Annotated in this window: 13 protein-coding genes and 1 tRNA gene; 6 read left to right on the top strand and 8 right to left on the bottom strand. The window is 60.4% G+C overall.

All coding sequences use genetic code 11. The annotated features are described in order from the left end of the window. Nucleotides 1-124 precede the first annotated feature (124 nt). Nucleotides 125-1357, top strand: coding sequence for an RNA-guided endonuclease TnpB family protein (locus tag GEI7407_RS17805; RefSeq protein WP_015173603.1), 1233 nt, complete (start codon nucleotides 125-127; stop codon nucleotides 1355-1357). An 81-nt stretch (nucleotides 1358-1438) separates the two neighbouring features. Here the strand turns inward: GEI7407_RS17805 and GEI7407_RS17800 are convergent, their stop codons facing one another. Then, entirely contained in the window at nucleotides 1439-3052 is a 1614-nt protein-coding gene (locus GEI7407_RS17800; RefSeq protein WP_015173602.1) for an ABC-F family ATP-binding cassette domain-containing protein, read from the bottom strand. A gap of 282 nt (nucleotides 3053-3334) precedes the next feature. Beyond that, complete coding sequence (hemC, locus tag GEI7407_RS17795) at nucleotides 3335-4303, bottom strand: hydroxymethylbilane synthase (RefSeq protein WP_015173601.1); 969 nt, start codon at nucleotides 4301-4303, stop codon at nucleotides 3335-3337. Between the two features lie 207 nt (nucleotides 4304-4510). Here hemC and GEI7407_RS17790 point away from each other — a divergent pair, with 207 nt between their 5' ends. Beyond that, a complete protein-coding gene (locus tag GEI7407_RS17790) occupies nucleotides 4511-5683 on the top strand; it encodes an adenylate/guanylate cyclase domain-containing protein (RefSeq protein WP_015173600.1) in 1173 nt (390 codons plus the stop codon). A gap of 170 nt (nucleotides 5684-5853) precedes the next feature. Then, on the top strand, nucleotides 5854-6111 hold the full coding sequence (locus tag GEI7407_RS17785; RefSeq protein ID WP_015173599.1) for a hypothetical protein: 258 nt from the start codon (nucleotides 5854-5856) through the stop codon (nucleotides 6109-6111). Between the two features lie 12 nt (nucleotides 6112-6123). Here GEI7407_RS17785 and GEI7407_RS17780 read toward each other — a convergent pair whose 3' ends face one another. The 4 genes from GEI7407_RS17780 to GEI7407_RS20465 form a co-directional block, all read right to left on the bottom strand. After that, on the bottom strand, nucleotides 6124-8658 hold the full coding sequence (locus GEI7407_RS17780; RefSeq protein ID WP_015173598.1) for a sigma 54-interacting transcriptional regulator: 2535 nt from the start codon (nucleotides 8656-8658) through the stop codon (nucleotides 6124-6126). A 119-nt stretch (nucleotides 8659-8777) separates the two neighbouring features. Then, a complete protein-coding gene (locus tag GEI7407_RS17775) occupies nucleotides 8778-9965 on the bottom strand; it encodes a glycosyltransferase family 4 protein (protein ID WP_015173597.1) in 1188 nt (395 codons plus the stop codon). A gap of 213 nt (nucleotides 9966-10178) precedes the next feature. Beyond that, nucleotides 10179-10251 (bottom strand) — tRNA-Glu (locus GEI7407_RS17770). Between the two features lie 302 nt (nucleotides 10252-10553). After that, nucleotides 10554-10826 (bottom strand): Npun_R1517 family heterocyst differentiation transcriptional regulator, encoded by a 273-nt coding sequence (locus tag GEI7407_RS20465; protein WP_015173596.1) that lies wholly within the window; start codon nucleotides 10824-10826, stop codon nucleotides 10554-10556. Nucleotides 10827-10867: 41 nt separating this feature from the next. On the opposite strand from GEI7407_RS20465, the gene GEI7407_RS21195 reads away from it, so the two are divergent. Continuing rightward, nucleotides 10868-11185 carry a DUF317 domain-containing protein gene (locus GEI7407_RS21195; RefSeq protein ID WP_150109819.1) on the top strand — a complete coding sequence of 106 codons (318 nt, stop codon included), beginning with the start codon at nucleotides 10868-10870 and terminating at the stop codon, nucleotides 11183-11185. 604 nt (nucleotides 11186-11789) lie between these two features. On the opposite strand, the gene GEI7407_RS17760 is transcribed toward GEI7407_RS21195, so the two are convergent. Next, nucleotides 11790-12971 carry a histidine kinase gene (locus tag GEI7407_RS17760; RefSeq protein ID WP_015173595.1) on the bottom strand — a complete coding sequence of 394 codons (1182 nt, stop codon included), beginning with the start codon at nucleotides 12969-12971 and terminating at the stop codon, nucleotides 11790-11792. A 164-nt stretch (nucleotides 12972-13135) separates the two neighbouring features. Next, nucleotides 13136-14119, bottom strand: a complete 984-nt coding sequence (locus GEI7407_RS17755; RefSeq protein ID WP_015173594.1) for a universal stress protein — start codon at nucleotides 14117-14119, stop codon at nucleotides 13136-13138. Between the two features lie 96 nt (nucleotides 14120-14215). Here GEI7407_RS17755 and GEI7407_RS17750 point away from each other — a divergent pair, with 96 nt between their 5' ends. Together GEI7407_RS17750 and pruA are read left to right on the top strand one after the other, a co-directional pair. Beyond that, nucleotides 14216-15838, top strand: a complete 1623-nt coding sequence (locus GEI7407_RS17750; RefSeq protein WP_015173593.1) for a DUF2079 domain-containing protein — start codon at nucleotides 14216-14218, stop codon at nucleotides 15836-15838. A gap of 217 nt (nucleotides 15839-16055) precedes the next feature. Further along, nucleotides 16056-19034 carry an L-glutamate gamma-semialdehyde dehydrogenase gene (gene pruA, locus GEI7407_RS17745; RefSeq protein ID WP_015173592.1) on the top strand — a complete coding sequence of 993 codons (2979 nt, stop codon included), beginning with the start codon at nucleotides 16056-16058 and terminating at the stop codon, nucleotides 19032-19034. The last annotated feature ends 85 nt before the right edge of the window (nucleotides 19035-19119 follow it).

Genomic DNA, 19119 nt, shown 5'->3' with positions numbered 1-19119 from the left:
ACTATGTTTGACGCGAGAGCCTATCAGCCCCGTCAGGAACCCCCTCTTTCGCCTCAAATCAGAAAATCATACTCTCCAGCTCAATGGACGTATGCTGAAAAATCTCACCCAGTAAAATGTTGAAGTGAGAACTGCTTACCAGTACCGACTGCGTCCAACCTCCCGTCAAGTCGCCTTGATGAGCGAATGGCTGGAACTCTTGCGCAGACAGTACAACTACCGTCTTGGTGAGCGGTTCTCTTGGTATGAGCAAAACCGCTGTGACATCAACGCCTGCCCGCTGATCTGTCATCTGCCAGAACTGCGAGAAAATCCTGACTTCTACTCCCAGAAACGAGACCTGGTCAACTCCAAGGCACTGTTCCCGGAGTACCAGCAGATTCACTCTCAAGTTCTGCAAGACTGCATTGGCCGGGTCAAAAAGACCTTTGACCGCTGGCTCAAAGGAGACTGCAACGGCAAGCGAAGCGGTAGACCTCGCTTTAAAGGGGCAGGCCGCTATCGCTCCTTCACCTTCCCGCAAGCAAAGCAAGACTGCATCCAGGGCAAACAGATCAATCTCCCCAAGATTGGTTGGGTAAAACTGATTCAGCACCGTCCCTTACCAGAAGGCTTCAGGATCAAGACTGCCACCGTCAGCTACAAAGTCGATGGCTGGTATGTGACTCTGAGCTTGGAGGATTCATCAGTCCCTGTTCTCACACCTGATGCTCCAAGCCTTGAAAATACGACTGGGATTGATCTGGGCTTGAAGTCGTTCTTGGTAGATGACACAGGGCAAGAAGAACCCATCCCCCAGCACTACCGCAAAGCTGAAAAGCGCCTAAAACGGTTGCAGCGCAGTCTTTCACGCAAGAAAAAAGGCTCCAAGCGTCGGAAAAAGGCGATTAAACGAGTGGCCAAAGCACACCTGAAAGTCTCGAACCAGCGAAAAGACTTTCACTACAAGGTTGCAAACAAGCTTTTATCCAAAGGAAATCATGTTGCTCATGAAAAGCTGAATATTCGAGGCATTGCCAGGAGCAAACTGGCAAAGTCAACTCACGATGCTGGTTGGGGTCAATTCCTGCAAATTCTGGCAATCAAGGCTGAAAGAGCCGGGTTGCTAACGATTGAAGTGAATCCCAGCGGTACGTCTCAGAACTGCTCTGGTTGCGGGGTCAAGGTGCCTAAAATACTTCAGGACAGGATTCATACCTGTCCTGAGTGCGGGCTGACGATGGACCGTGACCACAATGCAGCGATCAACATCAAGTCTTTGGCGGTAGGGCATTCCGTCAATAAAGCTCAGGATACGCCCGATGGGTTACCAGGGGTCACTGAGAAGCCTGCACCGTATACGTCAGTATCGGTGTAGGAGTATGTCACTCGTGGACGGGCTAGGAGCGAGGGACGAGGGGTCTATCGGGGAAGCGCTGAAGCCGCAGGGACCGGCTTGTCAGTAGCGGATGTGGAGCTGCTGATAGAGCGCGGCAGCGTCCTGGGAAGCAGGGCCTAGGGCGTGCACCCGCTGGTCTTGGATGTGCAGAACCTGGGTGAGGCAGAGCCGGCTGAGAAAGTCGAGATTGTGGGAAATCACCCAGAGAGCACCACCGAAGTGATTCAAAGACTCTACGATCTGATCCACCGTTTCCGCATCGAGATTGTTGGTTGGCTCATCCAAAATCAGCAGGTCGATGGCCGCCACGCTAATCATGGCGATCGCCAGCCGGGCTAGCTCGCCGCCGCTGAGGTCCCCGCCGCGCTGATGCACGCGATCGCCCCAAAACAAGAAGTGCCCAAGCTGCTGGCGCACCTGCTGATAGGACAGAGACGGGTTGACCCCCTGAAGATTTTCCAGCAGGGTTTTTTGGCGATCGACGAAGCCGTAGTGCTGATCGAGATAGACTACCGACGCTGCCGGGGACACCGTGAGCCTCTCGGCCTGGAGCTCGGGAGTAGGCTCCCCCGCAAAGCGCGATCGCAGGGCCTGGAGCAGCGTGGTTTTGCCGCTGCCGTTGGCCCCCGACAGCATCAGGCGATCGCCCGTCTGGCACTGGAGCTGCAGATCTCGCAGCAAGAGGCGATCGCCCACCTGGATCCGTCCCCCTTCGAGCTGCAGGAGCTGCCGACGTTTCGGGCTCACGGCCTGGAGCTGCACCGAGGTTGCCTTGGGTACAAAGACCTTGGTGCTGGCCACCTGCTGCTGGGCCTCCGTCACCGCCGCGGCATGGCGCTGAGACGCCCGCCCCGAGCTGCCCGATGCCCAATTGGCAAAGCCCCCGCGCATACAGCGATCCATGCTGCCCTTGAGAAACTGTTGCTGTCCCTGGCGCGAGGCCTGAGCTGCGCGCTGCTGCTCTCTGAGCGCCGATGCCGTTGCCCGCTGTAGCTCCTTGCGGGCGGTCTCGTGGGTGCGGAGAGCGGCCTGGTGCTCCGTGGCCTTTTGGGCTCGGTAGTCAGAATAGGTGCCGCTGTAGCGCTGTAGGCCTGTCGGCTGTAGCTCCCACACCTGGGACACGGTCTGGTCTAGAAACAGCGGATCGTGCGAGACCAGCAGTACGGCCCCCGGAAACTGGGCGATCGCCCTTCGCAAAACCTCGAGGGTCGCCAGATCCAGATGATTGGTGGGCTCGTCCAGCAGCAGTCCATCGGGCTGCGCCGCTAGGGCGATCGCCAGATGCAGCTTCAGGCGCTCGCCGCCACTGAGGCAATCGAGGGGCAGCGCCCAGTCTAACCCGGTGGACAGCGTCTCTTCGAGGGTCTGCTGGACCACCCACCAGTCCTCGCGCTGGCCCGCCACAAACTCCAGCACACTGGGTACCGGGTCAGGGAGCGCCAGCGTGTCCACCTGGGGCACATACCAGACCGAGCCGTACCGCTCAACCCGGCCCTGGCTTGCGGCCTTTTGTCCTGCCAGCACTTTGAGCAGGGTTGACTTGCCGACGCCATTGGGGCCGACCAGTGCCACCCGATCGAGGGATCGCAGGGTCAGCTGCACCTGAGAAAAGAGCGATCGCGTCGGCAGCTCGTAGGCAAGCTGCTCGGCTCTCAGAAGTAAATCAGGCTGCATGGCGAAATCCTCGTCGGGGGCACACCAGAACGCTATTTCCAGGCAACTTCAGAACCTCTCAAGGCGTCATCTCGAGGCTGACAAACTGGAAGCTTTGGCCGTTTTTGGTAATGTACTACAAACTATACTACAAAATAGTACACGTCAAGCGCGCCTCATTTCGCCCTCTCGGCGTCCCAGCAAAAAGCGCCCCCTCCAGACCACCAGGTCGGAGCAGGGCGCTCATTGTGTTCTTCAAAAATTTTGCGCTAGGGCAGCCCGCTCAAGGGAGCCAGAAACCGCTTAGCTACGCTGAACCTCTGCAAAGATGGCCGCCAGGATTTCCTCAGCGCCTTGGTCCTTGAGCTTCTGAGCGAGCTCGACGCCGAGGGCTTCTGCCTCTTCGGGCGCGCCGCTCACCACGTCTTTGACCAAGGTCTTGCCGTCAAGGGTGGCCACCAGGCCGGTGAGGGTGAGGACGCCATCTGCAATCACGGTGTTGACGCCGATGGGCACCTGGCAGCCTCCCTCCAGCTCGCGCAGGAACGCCCGCTCGGCGTAGCAGCGCTGGGCCGTCTCGGTGTGCTCCAGAACTTTCAGCAGCGACAGAATCTCGGGGTCTTCGGTGCGGCACTCGATGCCCAGGGCACCCTGACCCACCGCGTGGAGGGAAATCTCGGCGGGAATCACCTGATGAACGCGATCGCCCATGCCCAGACGCTGGAGACCGGCCACCGCCAAAATCAAAGCGTCGTACTCGCCCGCTTCCAGCTTGGCCAGACGGGTGTTGAGGTTGCCCCGCACATCTTTAAATTGGAGGTGGGGGAAGTGGTGGCGCAGCTGGGCCAGACGCCGCAGCGAAGAGGTGCCGATCACCGAGCCCTCGGGCAGGGTGGCGAGCTGCTTGTCGCGGTGCTTTTCGTGGAGGACCAGGGCGTCTGCGGGATTTTCCCGCTCGGTGACGCAGCCCAGCATGAGGCCTTCGGGAAGGCGAGTGGGCAAGTCCTTGAGGGAGTGAACGGCGAAGTCGCTCTCGCCCTTGAGCATGCCGACTTCTAGCTCTTTGGTAAACAGACCCTTGTCACCAATTTTGGCGAGCGCCACGTCCAGGATCTTGTCACCCTGCGTGCTCATCTCCTGAATCTCGAAGGTCCAGTCGGGATAGTGCTTTTGCAGCTCATCGCGGACCCAGTGGGTCTGCACTAGGGCGAGCTGGCTTTTGCGAGAGGCGATCCGGATGGTGCGGGGAGAGCTAGAGACGGTGGACGACATAGGGCTCGCGATTTGAAATCAAGGATCTTAAAGACACTCTTTCCAGGGTACCGTAGCGGGGGACGCTCGTGAGTGAGCAATTTTGGGGAGGCAAATCGAGGCCGCAGGCGGATTTTGCCGCTTCTGTTGGCGCGATCGGAAACCTCAGGCCACAATGGGCAGCAAGCAAACCAAAAGTCTCCGAATACGCGCTCTAGAGCGGAGCTTATGACCAATCATTCCGATTTTCAGGAGCAGGGGGCGTCGGTGACTGCGGCGCCGTGGATGGCGCAGGTGCAGGCGCTGGAGGCTGAAAATGCTGCGCTCCGGGAGCAGCTGGCCCAGACGCGGGAGCTGCAAGAGAAGGCCGAGGGCGATCGCGACCAGCTGGCGGCGGCGCTGCAGGCGACGGAGCGCAGCAATCGGGCGCTGCTGGAGGCGGTGCCGGACTTGATTGTGCGGCTGAACTCGGGGGGCATTTACCTAGATTTCATCCAGGCAAAAAATATTGAGCTGGTCACCGAGAGCGATCGCGTCGGCAAGAGCGTGTACGAGGTGCTGCCGCTGGAGCTGGCTCAGCAGTATGTGCATGCGACCCGGCGGGCGATTCGGACGGGGGAGACTCAGGCCTTTGAATATCAGCTACAGCTGCGATCGGCTCCTCGAGACTATGAGGCGCGGGTGGTGGCGGCGGGGCCGGAGGAGGCGCTGCTGATCGTGCGGGACATCACGAAGCGCAAGCAGGCGGAGCGATCGCTGCGGGCCGAGCAGGAGCGATCGGAGAAGCTGCTGCTCAACATTTTGCCCCAGCCCATCGCGGCCAAGCTCAAGCAAAACCAAGGGGCGATCGCCGAGCGCTTTGAGGATGTGACGATCCTGTTCTCAGACATTGTCGATTTCACGGGGCTCTCGGCCCGCATCTCGCCGACGGAGCTCGTAGATCTGCTCAACGAGATTTTTTCGGCCTTTGACCAGCTCGCCGATCGCTACGCCCTCGAGAAAATCAAAACCATTGGCGACGCCTACATGGCCGTGGGCGGCATTCCGGTGCCGCGCAGCGACCACGTGGAGGCGATCGCCCACATGGCCCTCGACATGCAGCAGGCCATCAAACAGTTTCGGCGCGACGATGGCGAGCTGTTTCAGCTGCGCATTGGGATTAGTACCGGCCCCGTGGTGGCGGGGGTGATCGGTCTGAAAAAGTTTATCTATGACCTGTGGGGCGACGCGGTGAATATTGCCAGCCGCATGGAGTCCCAGGGCGCTGCGGGCGGCATCCAGGTCACCCACGAAACCTATGATCGCCTGAAGGAGCACTTCGAACTGGAGTCGCGGGGGGCGATCGCGGTCAAGGGACGTGGCGACATGCAGACCTACTGGCTCCAGGGCCGAAAAAGCTGAAAAATGGGCGAAAACCTGGTCTTTCTCTCGAATGGTGGAGAGCGATCGCTCCCGAGGTCTCACTCCGAGTCGATGCGCGAGGCGAGGGGCGATCGCTAGGCTAGGACCAAGAGCCCACGGCTCTTTAATCGATTGCCTGTTCTACCCACCGAAGAGAGAAATTTTCTGCCATGACCGCCAATCAACGCCTGACCGGCCTAGAGCTGATCGACTGCGCCAAGGCCAACGCCGCCCAAGGCCTGGAGGTGGCTGCCCGCCAAAGCGGCTACGGCGACGATGTGCAAGCCTTCCAAACAACCCTCAAGCAGGCCTGTGCCACCATCGGGGTTCACATTGACGAGCTGCGGGACCTGATCACCGAGCAGGCGATCGCTAAAGAAGGCAAAGGCGGCATCGAAGTCGCCCCCGACACCGACGGCCAACTCTAGCGATCGCGCGCCCTACAAGCCGACAATCACGCGCCAGCACAGCGCCCCCAGCCCTACCAGCGCCAAATGCTGGGGTAGCAGACTTCCCAGGGACTGGCGGGCAATGCGCTGCGTCAAAATCACGCTCAGCCAGACCGCCCCGATCAGCGTGACCCCCTGCAAAAACGCCACCACCGCCGGGTGAGCCACCGCCACCGGCAGCCCAGCCCCTTCCAGGCCCACGGTCGCCACCGACACCGGAATGATGCGCCCAGCCTCCGTCAGGCCCAGGCGCAGGTAGTGGGCCAAGCTGCTGCCCAGGACCAAAGGCAAATAGCCGTAGGCCAGCTCCACAAAGGGCCGGGGCCGAAAATGGCGGTTGAAAAGACGCACAGCGCCGTGGGCCAACAGGGCGATCGCCCCCGGCAGCGCCAGCGCCAGCACCGACACCCCCGCATGCACCGCAAAGTTCTCTAGCGGCAGCTCCAGCCCCAGCGCCGCCGTGATCTCCGGCAGCCGATGGAGCAGCACCGCCCCAAACAGCAAGAACAGCAGCGACACCTCATAGGCCGTCGGCGTATGGGTTGTCCACAGCTCGATGCCGGGGGGACGCAGATTTAGCTCCACCGAGCGGTGGGGGCACGCCTTGAGGCAGGTCATGCACATCACGCAGTTGCGATTGTCCGTGAGCTGAGCCGGGTGAGAGTACACCGGACAGCCGTTGGTCTCCTGGCCCTCCCCCTTCTCGGGGCCGCCCTTGTAGCACTGATACGTGGTGCAGCTCGCTGAGCAAATGCCCTGCTGGGCGCGCAGCTCAACGATCGACAGCTTGGCAAACAGGCCATTCATGCCGCCGATAGGGCACAGATAGCGGCACCAAAATCGCCGCTCAAACAGCTGGGAAAAAATCACCGCCCCCGCCGTGATCAGCAGCAGCAAGCAGGCCGACAGATAGGCCGTGTTTTCCAGATTCCACAGCTCTTCCCACAGCAAAATCAGCACAAACAGCCCAAAGAGAAACCAGCCGCCCCACTTGTCGGCCATTTGCCGAGGCCAGGGCAATAGGTCTCGGGGAAAAAGCTTGAGGGACAGCTTTTGCATCAGCTCGCCGTAAATCATGAAGGGGCACACGGCGCACCACAGCCGCCCCACAAAGGGAAAGCTGATCAACACCAGAGGCCACCACCAGGCCCAGAAGAGATTGAGAGCAACGTTGCGATCGCGCGTTTGGGGGCCGAGGATCAGCACCGCCACCACCAGGGCAAACACCGTCAGCGTGAAGCCATAGTTGAGGCGATCGGGCCACCAGGGACTGCGCAAAAATCGGCGCAGGGCCGGGTAGGTATTGAGCAAATTGAGCCGGAACTGTCGCCCCTTGGTGCTCGCAGACCAAAACAGCTCATCGGTCAGCTCATTGGGGTTGTCGGACTGGAGCAAGGCCCGCTCGATCAGGCTTTCGAGCTCCGTCAGGTTGCCCGGAAAATCATAGCTTTGCAGACGGCGCACGGCCTCGGGCGTCAGGTGCGGCCGCGCCAGCCCTTTTTTGCGACAAAACAGACTGAGGTAGTAGCCCACCTGCGCCTCGATGTCCGCCTTGCGGACCCGCAGCGGCGGCACCTTGATGCTGTGCCCGAGCAGCTTTTGGCGATCGAGCTGGGGAAAAGCCTTTTCGGCGGTCAGGATCAGGCGCGCCTCGGTCCGGCGGCGGGGCGCTTCGCCGTCGGTATCCCGCCGCACCAGAGAGTACTCGCCGGTTTTCAGCAGCTGCCAAATCTTGTCCTGGAGGACCTCCGGCAGCTCCTGCAAATTATTGAGGACCAACGTGCCCCGGCCGATCGCCTCTAGCAGACCGGGCTTGCCGCCCACTCGGCCAAACAGCTCTGCCCCGCTAGTCTGGAGGGTGTCGCAATTCACCTTGATCAGCGGCTCTCGGCGATCGCGCGATCCAAAGTGAATCAGCGCCGCTGCGTTGTCTTTGCCTAGGCCCGGTTCGCCAAAAATCAGCACCGGCTGGCGATCGCCCGCAGCCTTATTGATCGCGTCGCGCAGCCGCTTCGCATAGCGACTGGTGCCAATAATGCCCCGGCTCACCTTAGGCACCACATAGGGCCGCAAAATTCCCTGTCGCTCCTGCTCGTAGGCCAGCTGGGACGACACCTGCTCTAGCTCCGCCGCCAGCCGCTGGGAAAATGTCCGGCCAATCTCTGGATGGGCCGTCGCGATCGCCAGAAACGCTTCTCGCGGCACCCGCCACAGCTCCCCTGCATCCAGGGTGATCACCGTTTGCGATGCCGGACGCTCCAGCAGCAGCTCCTTCAGATGGACGACGCTGCCCGGCAGCAGGCTCACTCCCTTGACAGCGCTACTTTCAGCGGTGTGGTAGCTCTCCCAGTGACCCGTCCGCAAGATCAGCAGATCGGGCCTAGCGGCATCCTCCATCACCAAACGGCGGTTGGGCTGGATTGGCTCCGCCTCAACAGCAGCGGCGATCGCACTGAGGGGTTCCTCCGCCAGCGAGCCAAACAGCGTAAACTCTCGCAGCCAACGAATGCGCTCAGCGTGCTCCATGATCCACCTCGTCGCGTCAAATCGTTCTGGAATTACGCTATCACGCCGCTACATAAATCAATCTAATTAATTTTGAAATAAATTATTGATTTTGTTTATGAAAGCTAATCGCCTCTCCCCTACCAGGCTGTCTGCGATCGCTCCTGAAACACCCGCTCATAGACCGCCTCCGTCTGCCGCGCCAAGTCACTCCAGCGAAACCGCCGATCCAGCTCCTCATAGGCATTGTCCACCAGCCACTGCGCATAGTCGGGGTTCTTCAGCACCTCCAGAATGCCCCAAGCCAAAGAATCCGCGTTATTGGTCCAGGTCACCACCCCCGTTTTCGTGTGGCGCACCACCTCCGGGAAGCCGCCCGTATCCGACACCACCACCGGCACCCGCGCCGCGAAGCTCTCGAGCGCCACAATGCCGAAGGGCTCATACAAGCTAGGAAACACCGCGCAGTCCGCCACCGTTTGGAAGCGATTTAGATCCTCTTCTGGCATGAAACCGGTGAAAAACACCTTGTCCCAGATGCCCAGGTCCCAGGCCTGCCGCCGCAGCGCGTCCGTGTTGCCCCCCCCAATGATCACCAGCTTGGCGTAGCCGTGCATCTCCTGAATCACCTTGGGCGCCGCCGCCAGCAGCACAGACAGCCCCTTCTCGTAGGTCATCCGGCCCACATAATAAAAAATCTTCTCGCCGTCCTCGGCGTAGCGCTGCCGGAAACGCCAGTAATCAAAATCGTACTGGCGCTTCTTCTTCTCAGCCCGAATGCCGTTGTAGATCACATCGACCTTTGCCCAGGGCGTGTGCAGCGCTCGCCCGACCTCTTGGCGCATATACGACGTACACACAATGACGCGCCAGGCATTGAAAGCGAGCTCCCGCTCCTTGCCCGCAATGTAGCGATGGGTGTCGTTGTAAAGGCCGTTGTAGCGTCCAAACTCCGTCGCGTGCAGGGTCGCAATCAGAGGGACCTTAAACGTATGCTTGAGGGCGATCGCCGCATCCCCCACCAGCCAATCATGGGCATGAATGATGTCAAACGGGCCTTCCTCCAGCAGCAGCTTGCCGCCGTGGAGCCCCATACTCTCATTCATATTGACAACCCAGTGGAAAAAATTCTCACTCGGCCCCACCGGCACCCGGTGGACATGGATTCCCTCCACGACCTCGTAGAGCGGCGCCTCCCCAAATTCCACGGTCATCAGATGAATGTCGTGCCCCAGCTTCACCAGCTCAGGGTAGAGCTCAGCCACATGACGCGCGATGCCCCCCACAATCCGAGGAGGAAACTCCCAGGTCAGTACTAGAATCTTCATCCCGGAGGACCTCAAAGCTTCTCGCGATTTAAAAAGTGTAATAACAGGTGCTCCACTTCGGATCACCAATCCGTCGCACTTTATTGACCCTTCACCTACTGCCCAGGGCCGAAAATTTGCCGACTTTTGCTGCTGCTGGTTGACGCGTTTAAACGCCAAAACGGCCCAAGGTTTATATTCCTTGAGCCGCTTTGGTTCGTATCTAGTCTTAGATACCCCCAGGGGAATTCGAATCCCCGTCGCCTCCGTGAAAGGGAGGTGTCCTAGGCCTCTAGACGATGGGGGCGCGTGCCTTTGACGTTTTTTAATCTAATCAATTTCCTAAAGCTTGTCAACACCCTCAAAAAGTTTTTTTCGGGGGGATGAGCCGGGGCTCTCAGGTAGCCACAGGTGGGGCTGTGGGGGGCCGGAGGAGGCGGGCAGGAGTGGGCGTCCAGGAACCTGAAACGGAGTGCTGGTCACCCACTGCTCCCGCGAAACTGGCCGAATCATCAACAGGGGAAGGGAAAAACTTGGTGCAAAACGAGCGGGACGCTGGCTGTTTCGAAGAGACAGAAACCGCTGGCCCAAAGAACAGGCAAACGGGTTTTAGTCTCGGGAGTTGCGGAGCCGGATGATCTGACGCCGCATCTGGGGGGAGGTATGAATCTCGGGTACTTCTTCGGCTTTGGCTACTGCCTGAATCAGTTCGAGATATTCATCGGCACCACCAGAAAAAGCGTCGAGCAGCATTTCGAGCAGCTGATCGCGATCGCTGAGAGCCCCTTTCTCTTCTATGAGGCGAAACTTCAAATGGACTTCACATTCATAAACGCCAACATCAGGTTGGCTCTTTTGAAACTCCAGAGAATCAGATTTCATTGGAACGAGAGTACGCTTAAGGATGTTCGAGGACGGACAGCGTGACTGGCAAGAAAAACCAGGCAACCGTAACAGCTCCCGCGAGACTTTTTAGAATCACTGATTTCTCAAAGTTTAGCTTGGAGAACTTAGAGGTTTCCAAAAGAATCTCTGGTTGGCAATTAGAAGCTAACACTAATAAAACCAAAATCAGATCAGCGATATGGCGGATCTATTTTGATAGTCTGGTATCCGTTGAACTTGTTGAAATCTTTACGACTTCTTTGTTAAGCCTTTACGGAATTCAGGGCCGAAATGAATCTGGAAATATATTAGCTCTAACTTCCGGAATTTTTGCAAGAGGACTTAGAGAAAAATAACGATTATCTGATAAAGATCGAGACCGTTGGGCTTGGGTCTTGATTGAGAAAACGCAGTGATATTTGTGACAAAATTGAAGGCTGATTCACAGATTCTCGGCGATCGCCTTCTGGTGATTTTCTCAGGAAAATTACGGAAAATCCTAGCTTATCAACGCCGTGCTCGCCGATGAAACTCTTTTAAAGACACGTTTTGATGCTCAAAAATCCGATCCGTAGCTTACTTTGATCGAAGGTATGTTGAATACTCAGTAAATTTTGTCTACGGTCTTTCGGCGTTCTAAAAAATCAAAAGACACCCGCAACGAAGAAAGAGAAGCAGGCTGTTTGATCGCTTTTTGCGAGGTCGACTCTCTTTCTACAGAAGCGATCGCCCCCTTGTCAACTGCGGGGCAATCCTAGGTCCAAAGATAAATTTAAATGAACGAAATGAGGCGGTAAGTCAGTAGATTTACAACCGTGACAGTATTAATTGGTTTAAGAAAATGGTCGATGGCGATCGCCTTTTCGGGGCGGACCTCAGCCAGAGCTCGGCTGAGGCCCAGCGGGTCTCAGCACTCTGCCGTCGGATCAGCGCCCGAGGCGTTCACAAACTGTCGCCATCCTAGGCTCGATACACCGGCAGCGTGAAGTGAAAACAGCTACCTTGCTGGGGCGCAGAATCCACCCAGATTTGGCCATAATGGGCCCGAATAATCCGCTGGCAGAGCGCCAAGCCAATCCCATAACCCGCTTGGCCCTCATCCCGCTTCAGACGAAAGCGATCTTCGAAAATCTTCTCGCGGTTCTCCTCGGGAATGCCGGGACCATCGTCGCAGATCGTGATCTGGACTTTTTGGGTCGTACGATGGAGCCCCGAAATGCCGATTTTGCCGCCGGGAGGCGTGTACTTCATCGCATTGTCCATCAGGTTCATCAGCACCTGACGCATCCGCTCGCGATCGGCATAGACTCGCGGCAGATCCGCCGGAATGTCTACCCAGACTTCTAGGTTTTTGCCTTGGAGCTGCTCTTGGAGCGCGTCCAGCACCTCTAGGCACAGCTCCCGCACATCGATGCCCTGGGGATAAATGCACAGCTCCGTACTGCTGCCGCGAGCAGCCTGCAAGATGTCTGTGATCATGCGATCGATGGAGCGAGTCTGGGTGCGCGCGTGGCGCAGCAGCTGGGCCATCAGCTCGGGGGTGAGGCGGGAGGCCCGCTGAGTATCGGCATTTTGCTGGTAGGCCATCTCCAGGGTCTCTAGGGCGATCGAGGCTGCCGTCAGCGGGTTGCGCAGGTCGTGGGCCAGCATGGAGATGATCAGATCTTTGAACTGGAGCTGCTCTTGGAGCTTCTCGTTGGCCTGGTTGAGGCGAAAGATTTCGTCGGAAAGGTAAATAAGCTCAGTGGAGCGGGCGACGGAGCTGGGATTGCCTTCGGGATGTAGCTTCTTGCCGCCGGCGGTCTGGGCTGCGAGGTATTCTTCGGCGGCTCGCTGCCAGCGCGGCCACCAGTGCTCTAGCTGCTTGACGAGATCGCTGCCGGCTAGGGTTTGGCGAGGTTCAGGGCAAATTTTTAGCAGGGCGGGGGTGGCGACTAGCTTGAAGTGCTCTGCTAAGTAGGGCTGCTCGCCGACGTCAATGACCTCGAGGGCAAAGGGCGTTTCAGCCTCAAGATTTTTGAGGCGGTTGCGAATGGTGCGGATTTGCTCTCGGGAGCTAGGTCGCCGATCGACAAACAGCAGGAGCTGTAGGGGCGCTTCCTGTTGGATAGATTCTGCCGGATCTGTCGGAGATGATTGCATGCAATCTCTCTTTACCTCGAGAGTCAAGGAATCAAGGATCACGTCACGATTCAAATAGAGAGGCTGGGAGCCTACTGAGTCGTGGAGCTGGGGAAAGTGTCTGGCGATAGATCCTTTCTATTTTATTTAGATTTTGACATGCGCTGGGAGGGGCTGAGACGCCGCTAGGGGGATTCGGCGGGGTGCGCCGTGTCGTTTTGGGGGTTGCGACACAGCAAAACGGGGCAGGGGGCGTGGTGGATCAGGTAGTCGCCGGTGGCGTTGAGGCGGATATTTCGGAAGGCTGGGCGGCGATCGCTCCCGACGATGATCAGGTCGGACTGGTGATGCTGGGCGAGCTGACAGATCAGGGGGCCAGGTTCGCCAATCTGAATTTGGCTGCTCACGTCAATGCCGCTATCGGCGAGGGCGGCTTCGGCCTGATGGATGAGCTGCTCGCTCTGCTCGTGCTGGACCTGCTGGAGGGACAGGGTGAGCTGGGAGTTGGGGGTGGGGGTGGCGAAGGGGCCAAACAGGTACTGGCTGGTCAGGGGCGGCTGGACGCAAAAGATGCTGACGTGCTGAACGCCGATGGGCAAGATCTGGCGGGTGAGGGCGATCGCCTGTTTGGTGGCCGGAAAGCCGTTGACCACGAGCAAAATGCGCTGCCAGCGGGCTTCGGTGGGGGCTTCGGTCTCGGGGTGGCGGGCGATCAGGATGGGGCAGTCGGCGTAGCGGGCGATCGCCGAGGAGACGCTGCCGAGGAGCAGCTCGCGCACGCCGCCGACGCCGTGCTGGCCGAGGGCGATCAGGCCGGGACGGGTGCGGCGGGCGTAGCGCAAAATCTCGTTGGCGGGTCGGCCCTGGCGGACCTGGAGACTGACGGAGAGATCGGCGGGTAGGTCAGCGGCGATCGCCTCGAGCACGGCGTTCTGGCTGGCGGTGGGGGCGGCTTCGCCTGAAGCCTCTTCGGGGTCTGGGGGCTCGGCCTCGGCGGCTCGGCGGCGGCTGGGCCTGGGCTCGACGGTCAGACAGTGGAGCACGGGCTCGCGATCGCGCATTTTCACCACCGACGCCAGGGGGTACACCAGGCGCTGGGCCAGCAGCGCGCTGGGTGAGCCATCCGTGGCCACGAGAAGGGGCGAAACCAGGGGAAGAGTTTGAGTCATGGGCGATCGCAGGGCTGTCTGTCCTTCACTTGAGTCCACGCAGAGGACATGAGAGCTTTAACAATGTCTTTTTTATTTTGCTGGGAATCCACCAAGATGCTAGCAAGCTTGCAGAAGAATCCATGGCTGCGGCTCGTGGTGCTGGGGGCGATCGCCTTTTTTGCGATCGCTCTCACCCTCACGCTGCATCGCTACTACAACTTCTACGCGTCCTTCGACCAGGGCATCTTCAACCAAGTCTTTTGGAACGGCACCCAGGGACGTTTTTTCCAGAGCTCCCTCTCGTCGTCCCTCTCCACCCAAGTCGTCCACGACGGCCAAGTGCCGGAAGTGTTCTATCACCGCTTGGGACAGCACTTCACCCCAGCACTGCTGCTGTGGCTACCGCTGTACGCCCTGTTCCCCTCGCCCGTGACCCTCACGGTCCTGCAAGTCACGCTCATCACCGCCGCGGGCCTGGTGCTTTATCTCTTTGCGCGGCACCACGTGGAACCCCAGATCGCCGCTTGGCTCACCCTGGCCTTCTATGGGGCCAATGCCGTGGTCGGCCCGACCCTGGGAAACTTCCACGACATTTTCCAAATTCCGCTGATGGTCTTTACGCTCTTTTTGGCCCTGGAGCGGCGCTGGTGGTGGCTCTTTGGGGCCATGGCCCTGCTGCTGCCCCTCGTGCGCGAAGACTCCGGCGTCACCCTCTTTAGCATCGGCTTCTATCTGGCTCTGAGCCGGCGCTATCCCCGCATTGGGCTGGGGCTGTGCGTCTGGAGCTTCGGCTACATGGTGGTGCTCACCAACGTGATCATGCCGCTGTTTTCGGAGGATATTTCGCGGCGCTTCATGATGGAGCGCTTTGGTCAGTACGCCAGTGGGGAAGAGGCCTCCAGCCTCGAAATCATCTGGGGCATCGTCAGCAATCCCCTGCGCCTGATCGGTGAAATCTTCTCCCCGCTGGGGGAAACGCTGCTGTACCTGCTGGGCCAGTGGCTGCCCTTGGCCTTCGTCCCGGCGATCGCCCCCGAAGCGTGGCTGATCGCTGGATTTCCGCTGCTGAAGCTGTTCTTGGCCCAGGGCGACAGCGTCCTGTCCATCAACATTCGCTACGCCATGACCGTGGTGCCGGGCCTCTTTGTCGGCAGCGTGTTTTGGTGGTCTCGCCATAGCGACGCCCTGACCCCCAAATTCCAGCGATTTTGGGCGGTCTGCATCGCCCTGTCCCTGACGATCTGTCTGCTCGCCAACCCCAACCGGACCCTGTCTTTTGCGATTCCAGACTCGATCCGGCCCTGGGTCTACGTCCCCCTGAGCGAGCAGTGGCGCCACGCTCCGGCCCCGCGGGCGCTGCTGGCCCAGATCCCTGAGGATGCCAGCGTATCGGCCTCGACCTTTTTGGTGCCCCACCTGTCGGGTCGCCGCAAGATTCTCCGCTTTCCGGCCCTCCAGTTGCGCAACGATGCCGGCGAGATCGAGGAAATGGAGTACGGCATCGCGGATCTGTGGCAGCTCCAGCAGTACATTCCCGCCTTCAAGCACGATCGGCGGGTGCTGCAGTCCAGCCTGGCCGGGATCGACCAAATGCTGTCCAGCCAGCAGTACGGCGTGGTGGGCCTGGAGGATGGCGTGATCCTGCTGCGGCGGGGCGTGCCCTCGACTCCTGAGGCCTTCGCGGCTTGGCAGAGCTATCGCCAAACGGTGGAGGCTGCGCTGCTGTCGCTGACCTAGACGCGGCATTGCCCCGCCTTCTAAAGATTTGCCAGGAGCCCCGAGGCTCCTTTTTTTTGTGGGTTGGGGGTGGACAGCAGCAGGGCCGAAGTCAAGGTTTGCGGACAATCCCTTGCCGCTAGAGAGGATTTTGGCAGCTTAAGGTAGAGGCATCTGGAGAGAGCCCGCTTCAAACTTTGCCCTCTCCTGTCCTTCCTTCCCAAGGAGTGTTCACACCGTGGTGGTTCAAGTTTCCGATCCGACCTACGAAGCCAAGACTCAGGCGATCGCCCGGGAACTGCTCAGCGCAACCCGCGAACATCGGTCGTTTTTGGCCCAGATGCGGGACCAGATGCGCTGGGATGACAAGCTACTGGCCTGGGCGATGGGCAATCCGGGCCTGCGGGTGCAGCTCTTTCGCTTCATTGACTGTCTGCCCGCCCTGGGCAGCAAGCCGGAAATCGCGCGCCACTTGCAGGAGTACCTGACGGCGGAGGCGGTGGAGCTGCCCAGCGCCCTCAAGGGGCTGATGAACTTTGCCCAGGCGGACTCGATGCCGGGTCAGGTGGCCGCGTCGACGGTGTCGGCGGCGGTGGAGGCCCTGGCCCACAAGTACATCGCGGGGGCGACGCTGCCCCAGGTGATCAAGACGGTGGAGCGGCTGCGCAAGGAGTCCATGGCCTTCACGATCGATCTGCTGGGGGAGGCGGTGATCACTGAAGCTGAGGCCCAGGGCTACTTTCGGCGCTACATCGAGCTGATGACGGCTCTGACGGCGGCGGCTCAGCACTGGTCGCCGGTGGCGGCCCTTGACCACGCGGAGGGCGATCGCCTGCCGACGGTCCAGGTGTCGGTGAAGCTGACGGCCTTTGACTCGCAGTTTGATCCGCTGGATGCAGCGGGCAGCGAGGCGCGGGTGGGCGATCGCCTGCGAGAGCTGCTGCGTCAGGCCCAGAGCGTGGGAGCTGCGGTGCACTTCGACATGGAGCAGTTCGTTTACAAAGATGCGACGCTGAGAATTCTCAAAAATCTGCTGCTAGAGCCGGAGTTTCGCCAGCGCACAGACGTGGGCCTGACCCTCCAGGCCTACCTGCGCGACAGCGAAGCCGACTTGCAGGGGCTGATCGAGTGGGCCAAGGAGCGGGGCTATCCGGTGACGGTGCGGCTGGTGAAGGGGGCCTACTGGGACCAGGAAACCATCAAGGCGGCCCAGCGCGACTGGCCGCTGCCGGTGTACGCCCACAAAGCTGAGACGGACGCCAACTTTGAGCGGCTGACCCAGCGGCTGCTGGAGAACCACGACGTCCTCTACGCGGCCATCGGCAGCCACAATGTGCGATCCCAGGCCAAGGCGCTGGCGATCGCCGAAACGCTACAAATCCCGAAGCGCCGCCTGGAGTGTCAGGTGCTCTACGGCATGGGGGACAAGCTGGCCAAGGCGATCGCCCAGCGGGGCTATCGGGTGCGGGTTTACTGCCCCTACGGCGACCTGCTGCCCGGTATGGCCTACCTGATCCGCCGCCTGCTGGAAAATACGGCGAATTCGTCCTTTTTGCGCCAGAGTCTGGAAGATCGGCCCGTGGATGAGCTGCTGGCCCCGCCCCAGGTCCCGGAAACTGGGGCGATCGCCCCCCGCCACCGTCCGGGCCTCTTTGCCAATGCTGCCGACACGGACTACGCGGCGATCGCTCCCCGCCAAGGAGCCCAAGCGGCTCTCCAGCGGGTGCGCCAGCAGCTCGGCCACACCCATCGCCCCTGGATCAACGGCGAATATCGCGACACCGAGGCCTTCTTTGAGCGGGTGAACCCGTCCCGCAGCGCCGAGGTGGTGGGCCGCGTGGGCCTGATCAGCGTGGCCCAGGCCGAAGAGGCGATCGCAGCGGCCAAGGCAGCCTTTCCGGGCTGGCGGGCGACGCCTGCGACCCAGCGCGCCGCCATTTTGCGGCGGGCCGCCGATCTCCTGGCCCAGCGGCGGGCCGATCTGAATGCCTGGATGGTCCTGGAGGTGGGCAAACCCCTGCGGGAAGCCGATGGCGAAGTGTCTGAGGCGATCGACTTTTGTCGCTACTACGCCGACGAAATGGAGCGCCTCGCCGCGGGCAGCGCCTACGATCTGCCGGGGGAAACCAACCGCTACCACTATCAGCCCCGGGGTCTGGTGGTGGTCATCTCCCCCTGGAACTTTCCCCTGGCGATTCCCCTGGGCATGACCGTGGCGGCCCTGGTGACCGGCAACTGCGCCCTGCTCAAGCCCGCCGAAACCTCCTCGGCGATCGCTGGCCAGATCGCCCAGATCCTCATCGAAGCGGGCATCCCCAAGGGGGTGTTTCAGTTCGTGCCGGGTCGGGGCTCCACCGTGGGCGCTCACCTCGTGCAGCACCCCGACGTCCACATGATCACCTTCACCGGCTCCCAGGAGGTGGGCTGCCACATCTACGCCGAGGCGGCCAAGCTCCAGCCCGGCCAGCAGCACCTGAAGCGGGTCGTGGCCGAAATGGGCGGCAAAAACGCCATCATCATCGACGAAAGCGCCGACCTCGACCAGGCCGTCCAGGGGGTGGTGCAGTCGGCCTTTGGCTACAGCGGCCAAAAGTGCTCGGCCTGCTCCCGGGTGATCGTGCTGGAGGCGGTGTACGACAGCGTGGTGCAGCGGCTGATCGAGGCGACGCGATCGCTGAAGGTGGGGCCAGCCGAAGACCCCAGCACCAAAGTCGGCCCGGTCATTGATGGGGCGGCCCAACAGCGCATCCAAAGCTTGATTGAGCAAGGGAAAGAACAAGCCACCCTGGCGCTGGCCATGGCGGCACCGGAGGGCGGCTTTTTTGTCGGGCCGGCCATCTTTACCGACGTTGATCCCGACAGCTCCCTGGCCCAGGACGAAATCTTCGGGCCGGTGCTGGCGGTAATCCGGGCCAAGACCTTTGGGGAGGCCCTGGCGATCGCCAACGGCACGCGCTATGCCCTCACCGGCGGCCTCTATTCGCGCACGCCCTCCCACATTGCCCAGGCTCAGCGAGACTTTCAGGTGGGCAACCTCTATATCAATCGGGGCATCACCGGGGCGATCGTGGCCCGCCAGCCCTTCGGCGGCTTCAAGCTCTCGGGCGTCGGCTCCAAGGCCGGGGGACCCGACTATCTGCTGCAATTCCTCGAACCGCGGGCCATCACCGAGAATATCCAGCGTCAGGGCTTCGCGCCCCTCGAAGGCGTCGATTAGCCGGAGGGACTCGCGCGATGCTGGGCGGGTGAATTCCGCACGGGCTGGGCATTTTCCCAAAGTGCCATGGCAAGATGGGGGGCAG

Origin of the sequence: Geitlerinema sp. PCC 7407 (genome assembly GCF_000317045.1) — a bacterium.
Lineage (GTDB): Bacteria > Cyanobacteriota > Cyanobacteriia > PCC-7407 > PCC-7407 > PCC-7407.
The sequence above is the reverse complement of the archived record's forward strand: the minus strand, read 5'-3'. Positions and strand labels throughout refer to the sequence as shown.